This window comes from Pseudomonas glycinis (assembly GCF_054871425.1).
On sequence record NZ_JBTYHF010000003.1, the window covers coordinates 598416 to 613299 of the forward strand.

The 14884-nt window shown below is 60.7% G+C and carries 13 protein-coding genes and 1 tRNA gene; 3 read left to right on the forward strand and 11 right to left on the reverse strand.

Going from position 1 to position 14884, the window contains the following annotated elements:
• Positions 1–64: 64 nt before the first annotated feature.
• The 6 genes from ACYSTU_RS10285 to dibA all read right to left on the reverse strand — a co-directional run bounded on the left by ACYSTU_RS10285 (position 65) and on the right by dibA (position 6487).
• Positions 65–1054 (reverse strand): sulfate/molybdate ABC transporter ATP-binding protein, encoded by a 990-nt coding sequence (locus tag ACYSTU_RS10285; RefSeq protein ID WP_056786991.1) that lies wholly within the window; start codon positions 1052–1054, stop codon positions 65–67.
• Between the two features lie 3 nt (positions 1055–1057).
• Positions 1058–1930 (reverse strand): sulfate ABC transporter permease subunit CysW, encoded by an 873-nt coding sequence (cysW, locus tag ACYSTU_RS10290; protein WP_007917679.1) that lies wholly within the window; start codon positions 1928–1930, stop codon positions 1058–1060.
• 12 nt (positions 1931–1942) lie between these two features.
• Positions 1943–2761, reverse strand: a complete 819-nt coding sequence (gene cysT / locus ACYSTU_RS10295) for a sulfate ABC transporter permease subunit CysT (protein ID WP_016772245.1) — start codon at positions 2759–2761, stop codon at positions 1943–1945.
• Positions 2762–2933: 172 nt separating this feature from the next.
• Complete coding sequence (locus tag ACYSTU_RS10300) at positions 2934–3947, reverse strand: sulfate ABC transporter substrate-binding protein (protein ID WP_498998022.1); 1014 nt, start codon at positions 3945–3947, stop codon at positions 2934–2936.
• 139 nt (positions 3948–4086) lie between these two features.
• On the reverse strand, positions 4087–4269 hold the full coding sequence (oscA, locus tag ACYSTU_RS10305; RefSeq protein ID WP_007917682.1) for a sulfur starvation response protein OscA: 183 nt from the start codon (positions 4267–4269) through the stop codon (positions 4087–4089).
• A 298-nt stretch (positions 4270–4567) separates the two neighbouring features.
• Positions 4568–6487: a phosphodiesterase DibA gene (dibA, locus tag ACYSTU_RS10310; protein WP_498998028.1), complete on the reverse strand. Its 1920-nt coding sequence runs from the start codon at positions 6485–6487 to the stop codon at positions 4568–4570.
• Between the two features lie 147 nt (positions 6488–6634).
• On the opposite strand from dibA, the gene desA reads away from it, so the two are divergent.
• Both desA and ACYSTU_RS10320 read left to right on the forward strand, forming a co-directional pair.
• The gene (gene desA / locus ACYSTU_RS10315) at positions 6635–7819 is read left to right on the forward strand and encodes a delta-9 fatty acid desaturase DesA (protein ID WP_016772248.1); all 1185 of its coding nucleotides are present in this window, start codon (positions 6635–6637) and stop codon (positions 7817–7819) included.
• 195 nt (positions 7820–8014) lie between these two features.
• Entirely contained in the window at positions 8015–9004 is a 990-nt protein-coding gene (locus ACYSTU_RS10320) for a GGDEF domain-containing protein (RefSeq protein ID WP_130902991.1), read from the forward strand.
• A gap of 135 nt (positions 9005–9139) precedes the next feature.
• On the opposite strand, the gene ACYSTU_RS10325 is transcribed toward ACYSTU_RS10320, so the two are convergent.
• From ACYSTU_RS10325 to gabD, 3 genes are all read right to left on the reverse strand, one after another.
• Positions 9140–10351: an HDOD domain-containing protein gene (locus ACYSTU_RS10325; protein ID WP_122698857.1), complete on the reverse strand. Its 1212-nt coding sequence runs from the start codon at positions 10349–10351 to the stop codon at positions 9140–9142.
• Between the two features lie 134 nt (positions 10352–10485).
• The gene (gene gabT, locus ACYSTU_RS10330; RefSeq protein WP_016772251.1) at positions 10486–11763 is read right to left on the reverse strand and encodes a 4-aminobutyrate--2-oxoglutarate transaminase; all 1278 of its coding nucleotides are present in this window, start codon (positions 11761–11763) and stop codon (positions 10486–10488) included.
• Positions 11764–11948: 185 nt separating this feature from the next.
• A complete protein-coding gene (gene gabD / locus ACYSTU_RS10335) occupies positions 11949–13391 on the reverse strand; it encodes an NADP-dependent succinate-semialdehyde dehydrogenase (protein ID WP_024011131.1) in 1443 nt (480 codons plus the stop codon).
• A gap of 432 nt (positions 13392–13823) precedes the next feature.
• On the opposite strand from gabD, the gene ACYSTU_RS10340 reads away from it, so the two are divergent.
• A tRNA-Arg gene (locus tag ACYSTU_RS10340) sits at positions 13824–13900 on the forward strand.
• 77 nt (positions 13901–13977) lie between these two features.
• Here ACYSTU_RS10340 and ACYSTU_RS10345 read toward each other — a convergent pair.
• Positions 13978–14247: a hypothetical protein gene (locus ACYSTU_RS10345; protein WP_016772252.1), complete on the reverse strand. Its 270-nt coding sequence runs from the start codon at positions 14245–14247 to the stop codon at positions 13978–13980.
• Positions 14248–14293: 46 nt separating this feature from the next.
• A complete protein-coding gene (locus ACYSTU_RS10350) occupies positions 14294–14854 on the reverse strand; it encodes a YbhB/YbcL family Raf kinase inhibitor-like protein (RefSeq protein WP_016772253.1) in 561 nt (186 codons plus the stop codon).
• Positions 14855–14884: the final 30 nt, after the last annotated feature.

Genomic DNA, 14884 nt, shown 5'->3' on the forward strand with positions numbered 1-14884 from the left:
CTCGCTCCCACATTTGGAATGAGTTTTCCCTGTGGGAGCGAGCCTGCTCGCGAAGCTTTTGCCTTTAAATATTGGCGACTTTCTGCCAGACCTTCGGCTTGAAGAACAAGGTCTCACCCTTGGCCAGACCGATCAGGCTGTCGTGATCCTTGACCACTTCCGCTTCGATCAGATCGGTCTGCCCCTCCACTTTCAAGGTCACCCGGGTAGTCGCGCCCAGCGGGCGGATATCGCGCACTTCAGCGGCGTGGTGATCTTCCAGCTCATGCTTGGACAACGATACTTCGTGCGGGCGGAACAGCACATGGTTGTCGTCGCTCAGCAGCAGGCGGTTCGAGTCGCCAAGGAAGTGATAAACGAAATCGCTGGCCGGGTTTTCGTAGACGTCGCCCGGTGAGCCGATCTGCTCGATCACACCCTTGTTCATCACCACGATACGGTCGGCGACTTCCATCGCTTCTTCCTGGTCGTGGGTCACGAACACCGAAGTCAGGTTGATATCTTCGTGCAGCCGCGCCAACCAGCGCCGCAGTTCCTTGCGCACCTTGGCATCGAGGGCGCCGAACGGTTCATCCAGCAGCAGCACTTTCGGCTCCACCGCCAAAGCACGGGCCAACGCGATACGCTGACGCTGGCCACCGGACAACTGCTCCGGGTAGCGATCCGACAACCAGTCCAGTTGCACCATGTTCAGCAGTTCGTGAACCTTGGTGGCGATCTGGCTTTCGCTCGGGCGCTGGTTTTTCGGTTTCATGCGCAGGCCGAACGCGACGTTGTCGAACACCGTCATGTGGCGGAACAAGGCGTAATGCTGGAACACGAAACCAACGTTACGATCACGCACATCGTGGCCGGAAACGTCCTCGCCGTGAAAAACGATGTTGCCCTGATCCGGGGTTTCCAGACCGGCAATAATGCGCAGCAAGGTGGTTTTGCCGCAGCCCGACGGGCCAAGCAGCGCGACCAGCTCACCGCTGTGGATATCCAGGCTGATGTTGTCCAGCGCCTTGAACGCGTTGAAATTCTTGCTGACGTTACGCACTTCGATCGACATGAATTATTCCTCCGCGGCGCTGGCGCGCAGGCGGTTGATACGGTTTTCGCTCCACTGCTTGAGCAGCAGGATGAAGAGCGCCAGGATCAGCAAAAGGCTTGCCACAGCGAACGCGGCCACGTGGTTGTATTCGTTGTAGAGGATCTCGACGTGCAGCGGCAAGGTGTTGGTCACCCCGCGAATGTGCCCGGAAACCACCGACACCGCACCGAACTCACCCATGGCCCGCGCGGTGCACAGCACCACGCCGTAAATCAGGCCCCACTTGATGTTGGGCACGGTGACGTGCCAGAACATCTGCCAGCCATTGGCCCCGAGCAGGCGCGCGGCCTCTTCTTCCTGGGTGCCTTGTTCCTGCATCAGCGGAATCAGCTCACGGGCCACGAACGGCACGGTGACGAAAATCGTCGCCAGCACAATGCCCGGCAGGGCGAAGACGATCTGGATGTCGTGATCCTGCAACCACGGCCCGAACAGGCCCTGAGCGCCGAACATCAGCACGTAGACCAGACCGGCAATCACCGGCGACACCGAGAACGGCAAGTCGATCAGCGTGACCAGCATGCTCTTGCCACGGAACGAGTATTTGCTCACGCACCATGCCGCACTGACGCCGAACACCAGGTTCAGCGGCACCGAGATCAGCACCGCGAACACGGTGAGTTTCAATGCCGAAAGCGCGTCCGGCTCAAAGATCGCGGTGAAGAACGCACCGAGGCCATTCTTCAAACCCTGCGACACCACGATGAACAACGGCAGCAACAGAAACAGGAAAAAAATCAGCCAGCCAAGACCGATCAGGATTCTGCGCGAAGTGGCACTGCCACGGCGCGCAGCGTTGGCCGAAGAGGCGGCCGCAATGGACGATTGGGACATGTTCGCGCCTCCTTAGGGGGTTTCGATGCGCCGCTGCAGCAAGTTGATCAGCAGCAACAGGATGAAGGAAACCACCAGCATCAGTACGCCGATGGCGGTAGCGCCGGTGTAATCGTACTGGTCGAGTTTGACCATGATCAGCAGCGGCAGGATCTCGGTTTTCATCGGCATGTTGCCGGCAATGAAAATCACCGAACCGTACTCGCCGACGCCACGCGCGAACGCCAGCGCAAACCCGGTCAGCCAGGCGGGCAGCAAGGCCGGCACCAGAATGTGGCGGAATACCTGCCATGGCTTAGCACCCAGGCACGCCGCCGCTTCTTCGACTTCACGGGGAATATCGGCCAGCACCGGCTGCACCGTGCGCACCACGAACGGCAGCGTGACGAAGGTCAGTGCGAGGGTGATGCCCAGCGGGGTGTAGGCGATCTTGAAACCGAGGTCAGCGGCAAATTGCCCGACCAGCCCGGCCGGCGCGTACAGCGCGGTCAGCGCGATACCGGCCACAGCGGTCGGCAGGGCGAACGGCAGATCGATCATCGCGTCGATCACCTTGCGCCCGGGGAAGGTGTAGCGCACCAGCACCCAGGCCAGCAACGTGCCGATGATGCCGTTGATGATCGCCGCGCACAGCGCGGTGCCGAAGCTCAGCTTCAAAGCGGCCAGCACACGCGGCGCGGAGATGATCGTCCAGAACTGATCCCAGGTCAGCTGGGCGGCGTGGACGAACATCGCCGCCAGCGGGATAAGCACAATCAGGCTGAGGTACACCAAGGTGTAACCCAGCGTCAGCCCGAAGCCGGGTATGACGGGGGAGATACGACGCGACATAAGAGTCCCTGGTTAAAAGCATTCCGCTGAACGCATCAATGTGAGAGCGAGCTTGCTCGCGAAGAGGGAGTATCAATCAACTCTAGGTCGTCTGACACTCCGCTTTCGCGAGCAGGCTCGCTCCCACATTTGCCGCGCCTGGCTTCAGGCTTGCTGTGTGGCTGAAGTCAGATTACTGCGCCTGATAGATCTGGTCGAACACGCCGCCGTCGTTGAAGAATTTCGGCTGCGCGGATTTCCAACCGCCGAAGTCCTTGTCGATGGTTACCAGTTCCAGTTTCGGGAACTGCTGGGCGTACTTGGCCGCTACGTCCTTGTCACGTGGACGATAGAAGTTTTTCGCGGCGATTTCCTGGCCGGCCGGGCTGTACAGATGCTTGAGGTAGGCTTCGGCGATCTGCGCGTTGCCCTTCTTGTCGGCGTTCTTGTCGACCACCGCCACTGGCGGTTCGGCGAGGATCGACAGCGACGGCACGACGATATCGAACTTGTCTGCGCCGCCATCTTCTTTCAGCGCCAGGAACGCTTCGTTTTCCCAGGCCAGCAACACGTCGCCCTGACCGTTGTTGACGAAGGTAATGGTCGAACCACGGGCGCCGGTGTCAAGGATCGGCACGTGCTTGAACAGAGTCTGTACGTATTCCTTCGCCTTGGCTTCATCTCCGCCGTTGGCTTTCAGGCCATAGGCCCAAGCGGCGAGGAAGTTCCAGCGCGCGCCACCCGAGGTTTTCGGATTCGGCGTGATCACCGAAACGTCGTTCTTGACCAGATCGCCCCAGTCCTTGATGCCTTTCGGGTTGCCCTTGCGCACCAGGAACACGATGGTCGAGGTGTACGGCGTGCTCGCTTCCGGCAGACGCTTCTGCCAGTCGGCGGGCAGGCTCTTGCCGAGCTTGGCGATTTCATCGATGTCGCCAGCCAGGGCCAGGGTCACCACGTCAGCCCGCAGACCGTCGATCACCGCACGGCCCTGCTTGCCCGAACCGCCATGGGACTGCTGGATTTTCACCGTGTCGCCGGCATGATCCTGCTGCCAGAACTTGATGAATTCGGCGTTGTATTCCTGATACAGCTCCCGCGTCGGGTCATACGACACGTTGAGCAGCTCGTAATCCTTGGCAACGGCGGAACCGGCAAAAACGGCACTGGCCAGCGCGGCCAAAGCATAACGGCGAATCGACGACATGGTGAAAGCTCCTGGAATTCCTGGTGGTGGCTTGTTCTTATGTATTGCTGGAATCGGTCCCGTTTCAAAGATCGCCGCCTTGGCCAGCTCCTGCACACAGCCCCCTGTAGGAGCCGCCGAAGGCTGCGATCTTTTGATTTCAGCCCGGTTGCTTACCGGGTTGCTGCAAACGGAATTTCTCTTTGCGTTCGATCTGTACGACTTGCGCGTTGTGCACAGTGATCTCCACCGCGCCGAACCGCAGATCGCGCAGGGCGCTCTGGATTTCCCGCAAGATGGTGCTTTCGTCCTGACCGTCAACGCTGCGAAGGGATGCGCTCATGGTGCTGCTCCTTTGAAGGGGATTTGCCTGGCAGTGGGCGGCACTGCGTTCGGCGTGGGAGCAATATAAGAGAGGCATGGATATTCTTAAAAAGACTATTTAAGAATGTTTATATAACTAGAAAACATTATGAGCGAGGGCAAGGGGTTTGCGCTGATTTGAACTCGTCAAGAGAACTTGTGGCGAGGGGATTTATCCCCGTTGGACTGCGTAGCAGTCCCATTTCTTGGGGCCGCTACGCGACCCAACGGGGATAAATCCCCTCACCACAAGGTCGGTGATAGCCAGATAGGTCTTTTCAGCCTATCAATGGCGTTTTCGCCCAATCAAGCCGATCCGCAGACACCGGCCGCCCAAACCAGTAGCCCTGCCCCAGATCGCATTCCTGCGCCAACAGAAATGCCGCCTGCTCAGCCTGCTCGATCCCCTCGGCATGCACCTGCATACCCATGCTCCGCGCCAGCGCGATGATCACCCGGACAATTGCCACGTCATCCTCATCCCACGGCAACCCGGCAACGAAGCCCTGATCGATCTTGAGCTTCTGCACCGGCAGGCGCTTGAGCCGCAGCAGCGACGAATAGCCAGTACCGAAATCATCAATAGCCAGACGTACACCCAGCTCGCGCAAGCGATGCATCTGTTCCAGCGCCACTTCGGGATCGTCCATCACCGCGCTTTCGGTAACTTCCAGCTCCAGATACGCCGGATCCAGCCCGGTGTCGTGGAGCACCTGCGCCACCTGCTGGTACAACTCGCGCCGGGCAAACAGCCGCGAGGAGACATTCACCGCGACGAACGCCAGCACCACGCCGCTCTGCTGCCATTGGCACATCTGCCGGCAGGCCTGCTGCATCACCCACGCATCGATCTCGGCGATCAGCCCGGTACGCTCGGCAATCGGAATGAATTCTGCCGGTGACACCAGACCGCGCTGTGGATGCTGCCAACGCACCAGTGCCTCGACGCCGATCAGACGGCTGCTGTGCAGGTCATGCACCGGTTGGTAGTAGACGCGCAACTCCTCCTGCTCCAGTGCACGGCGCAGCTCGAAGGCGATTTCGACCCGTTGCTGGGCATGGGCGGTCAGCTCTTCGGTATACAGCGCGTAGCCATTGCGTCCGCTGCTTTTGGCCTTGAACAGCGCGCTGTCGGCGTTGCGTAACAACTGCTCGGCGCTGAGGGCATCGCTGGGAAACAGGCTGATGCCGATGCTGGCGTTGATGAACAGTTGATTGCCATCTACCAGCACCGGCTCCTTCAAGGCGTCCAGAGTCCGTTGCGCCAGCGCGGCGGCCTGGGCCGGCTGTGGACAACTTTCCGCGAGCACCGCGAACTCGTCACCGCCGAGCCGTGCGAGGGTGAGGCCGGGGCCGAACAATGCCTGCAACCGCGTCGCCACCGCTTTGAGCAATCGGTCGCCGACGTTATGCCCGAGGCTGTCGTTGATCATCTTGAAATGATCCAGATCGAGCATCAGCAGCGCGCAGCCACGTTTGTGTGTCTGCGCGGAAGCCAACGCCTGCTCGGCGCGGTCGCTGAACAGCAGGCGATTGGGCAGATCGGTCAACGGATCGTGATGCGCCAAGTGTTTGAGTTCGGACTCGGAATCCTTGATCGCACTGATATCGGAAAACACCGCCACGTAATGGCTGAGCCGGCCGAAATCATCGTGAATCACCCGAATGGTCTGCCACTGTGGATAAATCTCGCCGGTCTTGCGCCGGTTCCAGATCTCGCCGCTCCATTCACCTTCAGCCTCAAGGGTGGCAAACATCGCCTGATAGAAGCCCGGCGGATGATGACCGGACTTGAACAGACTGGGCTGCTGGCCGATGACTTCGTCGCGCCGATAACCGGTGATCTCGATAAAGGCGCGGTTGACGTGGACGATCAGCCCTCGATGGTCGGTAACCAGCACACCTTCGCGGGTGCAATCGAACACGGCGGCAGCCTGACGCAGGCGCTCACGGTCGCTGTGGCGCTCGCGCAGGCGGGCACCGATGCCGAGAAACCGACACAGCCGCGCCCGCGCGAGAAAAATCAGCCCGGCGCTGACCGCTGCCAGCAAATAACCGTTGATCAGTTGCCAGCGCGCCAGCGCACTGGAGTTATCGAAGAATCTGCTTAATAAATGATCGGAAACCTGCAGCCACACGGCGGCGAGTACGAGGTAGAGCAGCGCTGCACGCAAGGCATCGCGGTAAGTCGCAGACATTCGGTCGTCCATGTCCCTACAAAAAGGTTGGAATTATAGGTCAAGAAACATTCAGCGACTTCTTATCTGAAAGGGCGACTGGTTTTATCTGTGTGCTTAGTGATAATGCAACGGCTGTTTTTATCTTTATCGAGGGCCCTATAGCCTATGTGGTACGAAGGTTTTCTTGGCTTGTCGGCCTGGTCACTGGTCGCGGTCACCCTGCTGATGACCCATGTGACGATTGTTGCCGTCACGGTCTATCTGCACCGTTACTCGGCCCACCGCTCGCTCGAGCTGAATGCGGGTCTCAAGCACTTTTTCCGTTTCTGGCTGTGGCTGACCACGGCGCAGAACACCCGCGAGTGGACCGCCATCCACCGCAAACATCACGCCAAATGCGAAACCGAAGATGACCCGCACAGCCCGGTCATCAAGGGCCTGTCCACCGTGCTGCGCACCGGCGCCGAGCTGTATCGCAGCGAAGCGCAGAACCCGGAAACCCTGCGCATCTACGGCAAGAACTGCCCGGAAGACTGGATCGAACGCAACGTCTACAGCCGCTATCCGCTGCTGGGCGTGGCGATCATGGGCGTAATCGACCTGCTGCTGTTCGGCACCATCGGCATCACCATCTGGGCGATCCAGATGATGTGGATTCCGGTGTGGGCCGCTGGCGTGATCAACGGTCTGGGCCATGCCGTCGGCTACCGCAACTTCGAATGCCGTGACGCGGCAACCAATCTGGTGCCGTGGGGCATCCTGATCGGCGGCGAAGAGCTGCACAACAACCATCACACCTACCCCAACTCCGCCAAGCTGTCGGTGAAGAAGTGGGAGTTCGACCTCGGCTGGGCGTGGATCAAGGTCTTCTGCTTCCTGCGCCTGGCCAAGGTGCAGCGGGTCGCACCGATTGCCCACCGCGTCGAAGGCAAGGGCAGCCTGGACATGGACACCGCCATGGCGATCCTCAACAACCGCTTCCAGATCATGGCCCAGTACCGCAAATTGGTGATCGGCCCGCTGGTCAAGCAAGAGCTGGCCAAGGTCGATCATTCGGTGCGCCACCAGTTCCACCGGGCCAAACGCCTGCTGTCGCGGGAAACCAGCCTGCTGGAAGACCGTCATCACTTGCGCATCCAGACCATGCTCGAACACAGCCATGCGCTGAAAGTGATCTACGAGAAACGCCTGGCTTTGCAGCAGATCTGGGTCAAGACCAGTTCCAATGGCCACGACATGCTGGCCGCCATCAAGGAATGGATTCACGAGGCGGAGGCCAGTGGCATTCAGTCGTTGCGTGACTTTGCTGACCAGCTGAAAACCTACTCGCTGCGTCCTGCGACTGCCTGACCGGCAACGAGGCTGCGATCGCGAAGATCGCAGCCTCGTTGCACACGTCGCCTCCTTAACCCCGCCGCCCGGCGGGACTCGGTAATGGCCGGGAACTTCGCCGAAAATCCTCTATCTCAAAGACACTTCGCCATCCCGGCGGGCTGTCCTGTGGCCGTTGTCGACATTGCGGCGCGCCCTTTGAGATTTGTGCCGATGGTCAACAACAACCAGAAAGACACAACCTACACCCAATGGCCAGAGGCCGCGCAAACGCTGATGGCGCTGATGCATGCGCAGGGCGAAGTCGCGCGCCTGAGCGAGCGCGAACAATTGATCAGTTCGCTGCTGGTCAGCGTCAACGCCGTGCTCTGGGCTTTCAACTGGGAAACCCGCCAGGTTTTGTACGTCAGTCCGGCCTATGAACGGATCTTCGGCCGTTCCGCCGCGCTTCTGCTGGCGGACTACAACCAATGGCGCGACAGCATTTACCCCGATGATCTGGAGTACGCCGAGCAGAGCCTCGCCGAAGTCCTGCACCGAGGTGCGGTGGAAGATCGCGAGTACCGCATCATCGCGGCCGATGGCCAGGTGCGCTGGCTCAGCGACAAATGCTTTATCAATCGCCAGGACGAGCCCGGGCAGCCGGTGATCATCGTCGGCATCGCCGAAGACATCACCGACAAAAAACACATGGAAACCGAGCTGCAACGCTTGGCCACCACCGATGTGCTGACGCAAAGCAGCAACCGCCGCCACTTCTTCGAATGCGCCCACCGCGAGTTCGCCGAGGCCCGCCGCCAAGGCACACCGCTGGCCTTCCTGCTGCTGGACATCGACGATTTCAAAGTGATCAACGACAGCTACGGCCACCCCGAAGGCGACAATGTGCTGCAACGGATCGCCGAATGCGGGCGCGGCTCATTGCGCCGTGGCGACCTGTTCGGACGGATTGGCGGTGAGGAGTTCGCCGCGGTGTTCCCCGGCTGTGCGCCGGAGATGGCGGTGCAAGTGGCAGAGCGCCTGCAACAGGAGATCCAGCGACTGCGCTTTAACCACGACGGCCAAGCATTCAGCATCACCGTTAGCCAGGGTCTGACCAACCTCACCGACGAAGACAAGAGCCTGGACAGCCTGTTCGCCCGCGCGGATGCGGCGATGTACGAGGCGAAACGGCAGGGCAAGAACCGGATCATTGCGGCCTGACCCGTATTTTGTGGCTGCAGCAATTCCTGTGGGAGCGGGCTTGCCCGCGATGAGGCCTGCACCTTCAACAAAAATGTTGCTTGCGCTGGCGCCTTCGCGAGCAGGCTCGCTCCCACATTGGAATGTGGTGATCTGTCATTTGCGCATCCGCATCAACTCCGGTAGCCCGATCTTGAGCAACCGCGCCGTCCGGCTCTTCGCCAGCTCCTCGACACCTTCATGCTCGGTCAGCCGCGCCATCTGCGCGGCCATGTGCATCACCAGCGCCTCGCGACTGTAAACGCCACCACCGAGCTGGTAGGCCGAAGCAATCAACTCGCGCAACTCCAGCGGCAGACGCCAGCGGGTGCGCAATGCCGAGCCATAAGAAGCGCCAAACTTCGCTAGCGCTTCACCGACCTCCTGCAACTCGTCCAGCTCGCCGCCGGCTTGTTGCCACTCCTGCAAGCAGCGCAGCAGCGCCAGATCGCCGAGCCGATGCAGCATGCCCGCGCAATAGCAGCGCTCCTGATCCAGATCGAGCAGGCGCGCCAGCGTGCGGGCGTATTCCGCCGTGTGCAGTGACAGCCCCCAATAGCGCTCGGCGTAATCCGCCAGGCATGGATCGCTGAGCCGCGCGCTGCGTTTGAGCGCCAGGCCGAGAATCAGGTTCATGCTCTGCCCGGTGCCGAGTCGGTGCAGCGCCTGGGCCAGGGTTTGCACCGGCGCGCCGTAGTGTTGCGCGGCACTGTTGGCGGCAGCGATCAGCACGGCGGTAATCTGCGGATCGGTGCGGACCTCTTCCTCCAGCAGCTTGAGGTCGAGCCCCTCGGGATTGAGGCTGCGCTTGACCGCCACTTGCACGTCGGTCATCAACGGCGCGCCATCGGCCTGCTCGCGACGCCGCTCAAGGAACACCGACAGGGTCATGCCCGGCGCCAGTGCCGGCACTTCGCAAACCACTGCTTCGCCAGCGTTGAGCAGCAACCCCTGCAAGCGCTCGGTCAGGCCTTCCATGTTCAACGGTTTGGTCAGGTACGCCGTCGGCGCCAGCGGAATCGCTTCGCGCACACTGGCGCTGTCGTTGCGGCTGCTCATCAGAATGAACGGCAGCGGCGGATTGCGTTTGCGCTGGCGGACGCTGCGCAGCACATGCAATCCGTCGATGCCAGGCAGCTCCCAATCGACGATGGCCAAGTCATAGGGCACCTCGCTGAGCAACGACATTGCCTGCTGGCCATCGGCACACAAATCCAGGCGCGCATCGCAGCGCACATTGAGCAGCACTTGTTTGAGCAGGTCACGGGACCAGGGATCAGCCTCGGCAATCAGCACCCGGGGTACGGCGGGTAAATCAACGGCAGTCATGCGCGCTCTCCTTGCAATGCCTGAACCTTAGCCAATGCTGGCGATTCGATACAGCGCAAACCCGTCCGATGTGTTTCAAGGAGCGAAAAAAACCCGCCGAAGCGGGTTTTTGTCGAGCGGGTCACACGAGCGGATCAGAGTTCAGAGAAGCACTCTTCGATGATCGCCAGGCCTTTGTCCAGTTGCTCGTCCGGCGACGTCAGCGGAACCAGCACACGCAGCACGTTACCGTAAGTGCCGCAGGACAGCAGGATCAGGCCCTTGTCACGCGCCTTGGCCACCACAGCGGCCACGGCAGTCGGGTTCGGCTTGTGGCTGTCGCCGTTTTCGAACAGCTCGACCGCGATCATTGCGCCCAGCGCACGCACTTCACCGATGACCGGGTACTTGGCCTGAATCGCCTTCAAACCGGTGACCAGGCGCTCGCCGACAGCCTTGCAGCGGTCCAGCAATTGCTCTTCTTCAAACACTTCCATGACTGCCAGCGCAGCGGCGCAAGCGATCGGGCTACCGGCGTAGGTGCCGCCCAGACCGCCCGGAGCGATGGCGTCCATGTACTCGGCCTTGCCGCACACGCCGGCCAGCGGGAAGCCGCCAGCGATGGACTTGGCGAAAGTGGTCAGATCGGCGGCAACGCCCATCTGTTCCATGGCGAAGAAGGTGCCGGTACGGCCAGCGCCGGTCTGCACTTCGTCAGCGATCAGCAGGATGCCGTGCTGGTCGCACAGCGCACGCAGACGCTTCATGAATTCCTTCGGCGCGACGTAGAAACCGCCTTCGCCCTGCACCGGCTCGATGATGATTGCAGCGATGTCTTTCGGCTCGGCATCGTTCTTGAAAATGCGCTCGATGGAAGCGATCGAATCGTCGATGCTCACGCCGTGCAGTTCGTTCGGGTACAACGCGCGGAAGATGCCGCCTGGCATCAGGCCCATGCCCGCCGAGTACGGCACAACTTTACCGGTCAAACCCAGGGTCATCATGGTGCGACCGTGGTAAGCGCCGGTGAAGGCAATCACGCCAGCGCGGCCAGTGGCGGCACGGGCGATCTTCACGGCGTTTTCGACGGCTTCGGAACCGGTGGTGACCAGCAGGGTTTTCTTGGCGAAATCACCCGGCACCTTGGCGTTGATTTTTTCGCACAGCTCAACGTACGGTTCGTAGGCCAGCACCTGGAAGCAGGTGTGGGTCAGCTTGTTCAGCTGTTCAGTCACGGCGGCGATGATTTTCGGGTGCACGTGGCCGGTGTTCAGTACAGCGATACCGCCGGCGAAGTCGATGAACTCACGACCTTCAACGTCGGTCACGGTGGCGTTCTTTGCCGACTCGGCGAAGATCGGGTGAATCTGGCCAACACCACGAGGTACGGCATTGGTGCGGCGGGCCATCAGTTCAGCGTTAGTCTTGCTCATTACAGTCCTCATTCGCCGCTCATCGGGCGGCGTGGTTCAAGGATGAAGCGGGAGAAATCGGCGGTGGCAGCATGCGATGATCGACTGCCACGGCGTTCCTGGCCGCAGAGAAAATTCCCGTTTGAAACGACGCAAAGGGACAGCGCTCTCGTGCCCTTTGCGTTTGCAGCGATCCCTTTCCCGGCTTAGATGCCCAGGCAGAGGTATTTGATTTCCAGGTAGTCTTCGATGCCGTACTTGGAGCCTTCACGGCCCAGGCCCGAAGCCTTGATGCCGCCAAACGGCGCGACTTCGTTGGAGATCAGCCCAGTGTTGACGCCCACCATGCCGTATTCCAGCGCTTCGGCGACACGGAACACACGGCCGAGGTCACGCGCGTAGAAGTAAGAAGCCAGACCGAATTCGGTGTCGTTGGACATGGCGATTACTTCGGCTTCGTCTTTGAAGCGGAACAGCGGCGCCAGCGGACCGAAGGTTTCTTCCTTGGCCACGGCCGCGTTTTTCGGCACGTTGGTCAGGATGGTCGGCTCGAAGAAATTGCCTTCCATCGCCTTGCCGCCCGCCAGTACGGTGGCGCCTTTGCTTACGGCATCAGCGATGTGTTCCTGAACCTTGGCCACGGCTTTTTCGTCGATCAGCGGGCCGGTGGTGGTGCCGTCTTCCAGACCGTTGCCGATCTTCAGTTTGGCCACCGCCACTTTCAGCTTCTCGGCGAACGCATCGTAGACCGCGTCCTGAATGTACAGACGGTTGGCGCAGACGCAGGTCTGGCCGTTGTTGCGGTACTTGGAAATGATCGCGCCTTCGACGGCCTTATCCAGATCGGCGTCGTCGAACACGATGAACGGCGCGTTGCCGCCCAGTTCCAGCGAGACTTTCTTGATGTCCTTGGCGCATTCGGCCATCAACTGGCGACCGATTTCGGTCGAGCCGGTGAAGGACAGTTTGCGCACGATCGGGTTGCTGGTCAGCTCGCTGCCGATGTCGCCAGCGCTGCCGGAGACCACGCTGAACACGCCCGCAGGAATGCCCGCGCGCTGGGCCAGTTCGGCCAGGGCGAAAGCGGAAAATGGAGTTTGCGATGCTGGCTTGAGCACCATGGTGCAACCGGCGGCCAGCGCCGGGCCGGCCTTGCGGGTGATCATTGCCGCCGGGAAGTTCCACGGGGTGATCGCAGCGGTGACGCCGATCGGCTGCTTGATCACGATCAGGCGCTTGTCCGGCTGGTGGCCTGGAATCACATCACCGTAGATGCGCTTGGCTTCTTCGGCGAACCACTCGATGAACGATGCGGCGTAAACGATTTCGCCCTTGGCTTCGGCCAGCGGCTTGCCTTGCTCGAGGGTCATCAGGCGCGCGAGGTCGTCCTGGTTCTCGATCATCAGTTCGAACCAGCGACGCAGCTTGCCGGCACGCTCTTTGGCGGTCAGCGCACGCCAGGCCGGCAGCGCTTTGTCAGCGGCTTCAATGGCACGGCGGGTTTCAGCGGCGCCCATCTTCGGCACGGTGCCGAGGATTTCGCCGGTGGCCGGGTTGTTGACCTTGATCGTCTGACCGTTGTCGGCATCGACCCAAGCGCCATCGATGAAGGCTTGCTGGCGGAACAACTGGGTGTCTTTAAGCTGCATGTCGGCTTTCCTTAACAGCACCGCGGCCTGCGCGGAGCAAATTATGATTGTAGAAAGGCGCCTCGCAAGGCTGCCGTCAGGGAAATCAGTGAGCGGATTGTGGCGCATCAACAGTGCACGACCGGGCGCACTTGCGCTGCAACATCCCGCCAAAGAGCGTTTGAAATCTCAAACGGATCGTAGGTTCAAAGGGGGTAAAGGACAATAGGTCGTTCGAAAAAAAGAACAAAAATGCCGCTTTTCAGATCAACGTACTGAAAACCCGTGCCGCAGGAAAAACCTTAGATCAACCCCGGCAAAGCGCCAAGCGAGGGTTTTGCAGGACGTTACCGCTTTAAGGAATGCAGCGATTTGCACCGACACGCACACTGACAAAACCCGCCAAACCCGGCATGGACGCCCCGAGCCGACCTAGGTATGATGTCGCCCGCTGCACCAGTAGCTCAGCTGGATAGAGTACTGCCCTCCGAAGGCAGGGGTCGTGGGTTCGAATCCCGCCTGGTGCACCATGAATCAAACGAGAAAGCCCCGGACTGTGATGGTCCGGGGCTTTTTTGTGGGCGATGACAAGATCGCTGGAACGACGTCACTCCGTCGTCCAGTCAAACTCGTCATATTCATCGTCGTCATCCCCCTCCTCCTCAGCCTCGTCAAATACCTCGTCTTCTTCAACGAGGTCTTCTTCCGGCTGATTCAGCAGAAATTCCTTACGTGTCTCGGTTACTGCACGCCGCATTTGTTCGCCCTTTTCCGGGCAGTTGAGTAGCTGGGCGATGCGGTCGATTTTTGCTGCCACGGTGTCCTCCAGCGCATTGGCAATGGCTCGATAGTGCGCGTTTTCGCGGGGCAATGCCAAATGGCTGGGGAATCAGAGCAGTCAGCCGCCCGTGAGCGGCCGAACCTCAGCGGTGATAACGCCGCACCGCGCTGCTGTTACGCAGCACATGGCCTTTGATTTTTTCCATCAGCTCGGCGCGGGTCAGGCCTGCAGGCAGGGCGTCCGGGGCGAGGTCGAGGGCGTAGATCTGGATGATGTAGTGGTGCGCGCTGTCGCCCACTGGCGGGCATGGGCCCATGTAATGGGTGTTGCCTTTGCTGTTGGTGCCGCCGACGCCTTCGAGCGCGGATTTGGCACCGACGCCGGCCGCGATCTGGTGGGTGGTGGGTTTGATGCCGTAGTGAATCCAGTGATCGACGCCCAGGCCTTTCTGGCCATCCGGGTCGTGCATGACGATGGCGTAACTCTGGGTACCGGCCGGGCCGGCGTTCCAGCTCAGCGCCGGCGACTGGTTTTTGCCGCCGCAACCGGGTGCGTCGCTGGCAGCGGCCGAGGTGAACAGACGGTTATCCGACACGCCGGGGATGCTCAGGGTGAAGCGCTCCTGGGCCTGAGCCGGGAACTGCACGCAAAGGGTCACGGCGATGGCCGCCAGCCATGGGTTGAGAGAGGTCAATCGGGTCATTCCGGGAGCACCTTGTGCAGTGAGGCCGTC

Bases quoted from the DNA above. Each gene is read 5' to 3' on its own strand.
- ACYSTU_RS10285 (WP_056786991.1), bottom strand. From the start codon at position 1,054: ATGTCGATCGAAGTGCGTAACGTCAGCAAGAATTTCAACGCGTTCAAG.
- cysW (WP_007917679.1), bottom strand. From the start codon at position 1,930: ATGTCCCAATCGTCCATTGCGGCCGCCTCTTCGGCCAACGCTGCGCGC.
- cysT (WP_016772245.1), bottom strand. From the start codon at position 2,761: ATGTCGCGTCGTATCTCCCCCGTCATACCCGGCTTCGGGCTGACGCTG.
- ACYSTU_RS10300 (WP_498998022.1), bottom strand. From the start codon at position 3,947: ATGTCGTCGATTCGCCGTTATGCTTTGGCCGCGCTGGCCAGTGCCGTT.
- oscA (WP_007917682.1), bottom strand. From the start codon at position 4,269: ATGAGCGCATCCCTTCGCAGCGTTGACGGTCAGGACGAAAGCACCATC.
- dibA (WP_498998028.1), bottom strand. From the start codon at position 6,487: ATGTCTGCGACTTACCGCGATGCCTTGCGTGCAGCGCTGCTCTACCTC.
- desA (WP_016772248.1), top strand. From the start codon at position 6,635: ATGTGGTACGAAGGTTTTCTTGGCTTGTCGGCCTGGTCACTGGTCGCG.
- ACYSTU_RS10320 (WP_130902991.1), top strand. From the start codon at position 8,015: ATGGTCAACAACAACCAGAAAGACACAACCTACACCCAATGGCCAGAG.
- ACYSTU_RS10325 (WP_122698857.1), bottom strand. From the start codon at position 10,351: ATGACTGCCGTTGATTTACCCGCCGTACCCCGGGTGCTGATTGCCGAG.
- gabT (WP_016772251.1), bottom strand. From the start codon at position 11,763: ATGAGCAAGACTAACGCTGAACTGATGGCCCGCCGCACCAATGCCGTA.
- gabD (WP_024011131.1), bottom strand. From the start codon at position 13,391: ATGCAGCTTAAAGACACCCAGTTGTTCCGCCAGCAAGCCTTCATCGAT.
- ACYSTU_RS10350 (WP_016772253.1), bottom strand. From the start codon at position 14,854: ATGACCCGATTGACCTCTCTCAACCCATGGCTGGCGGCCATCGCCGTG.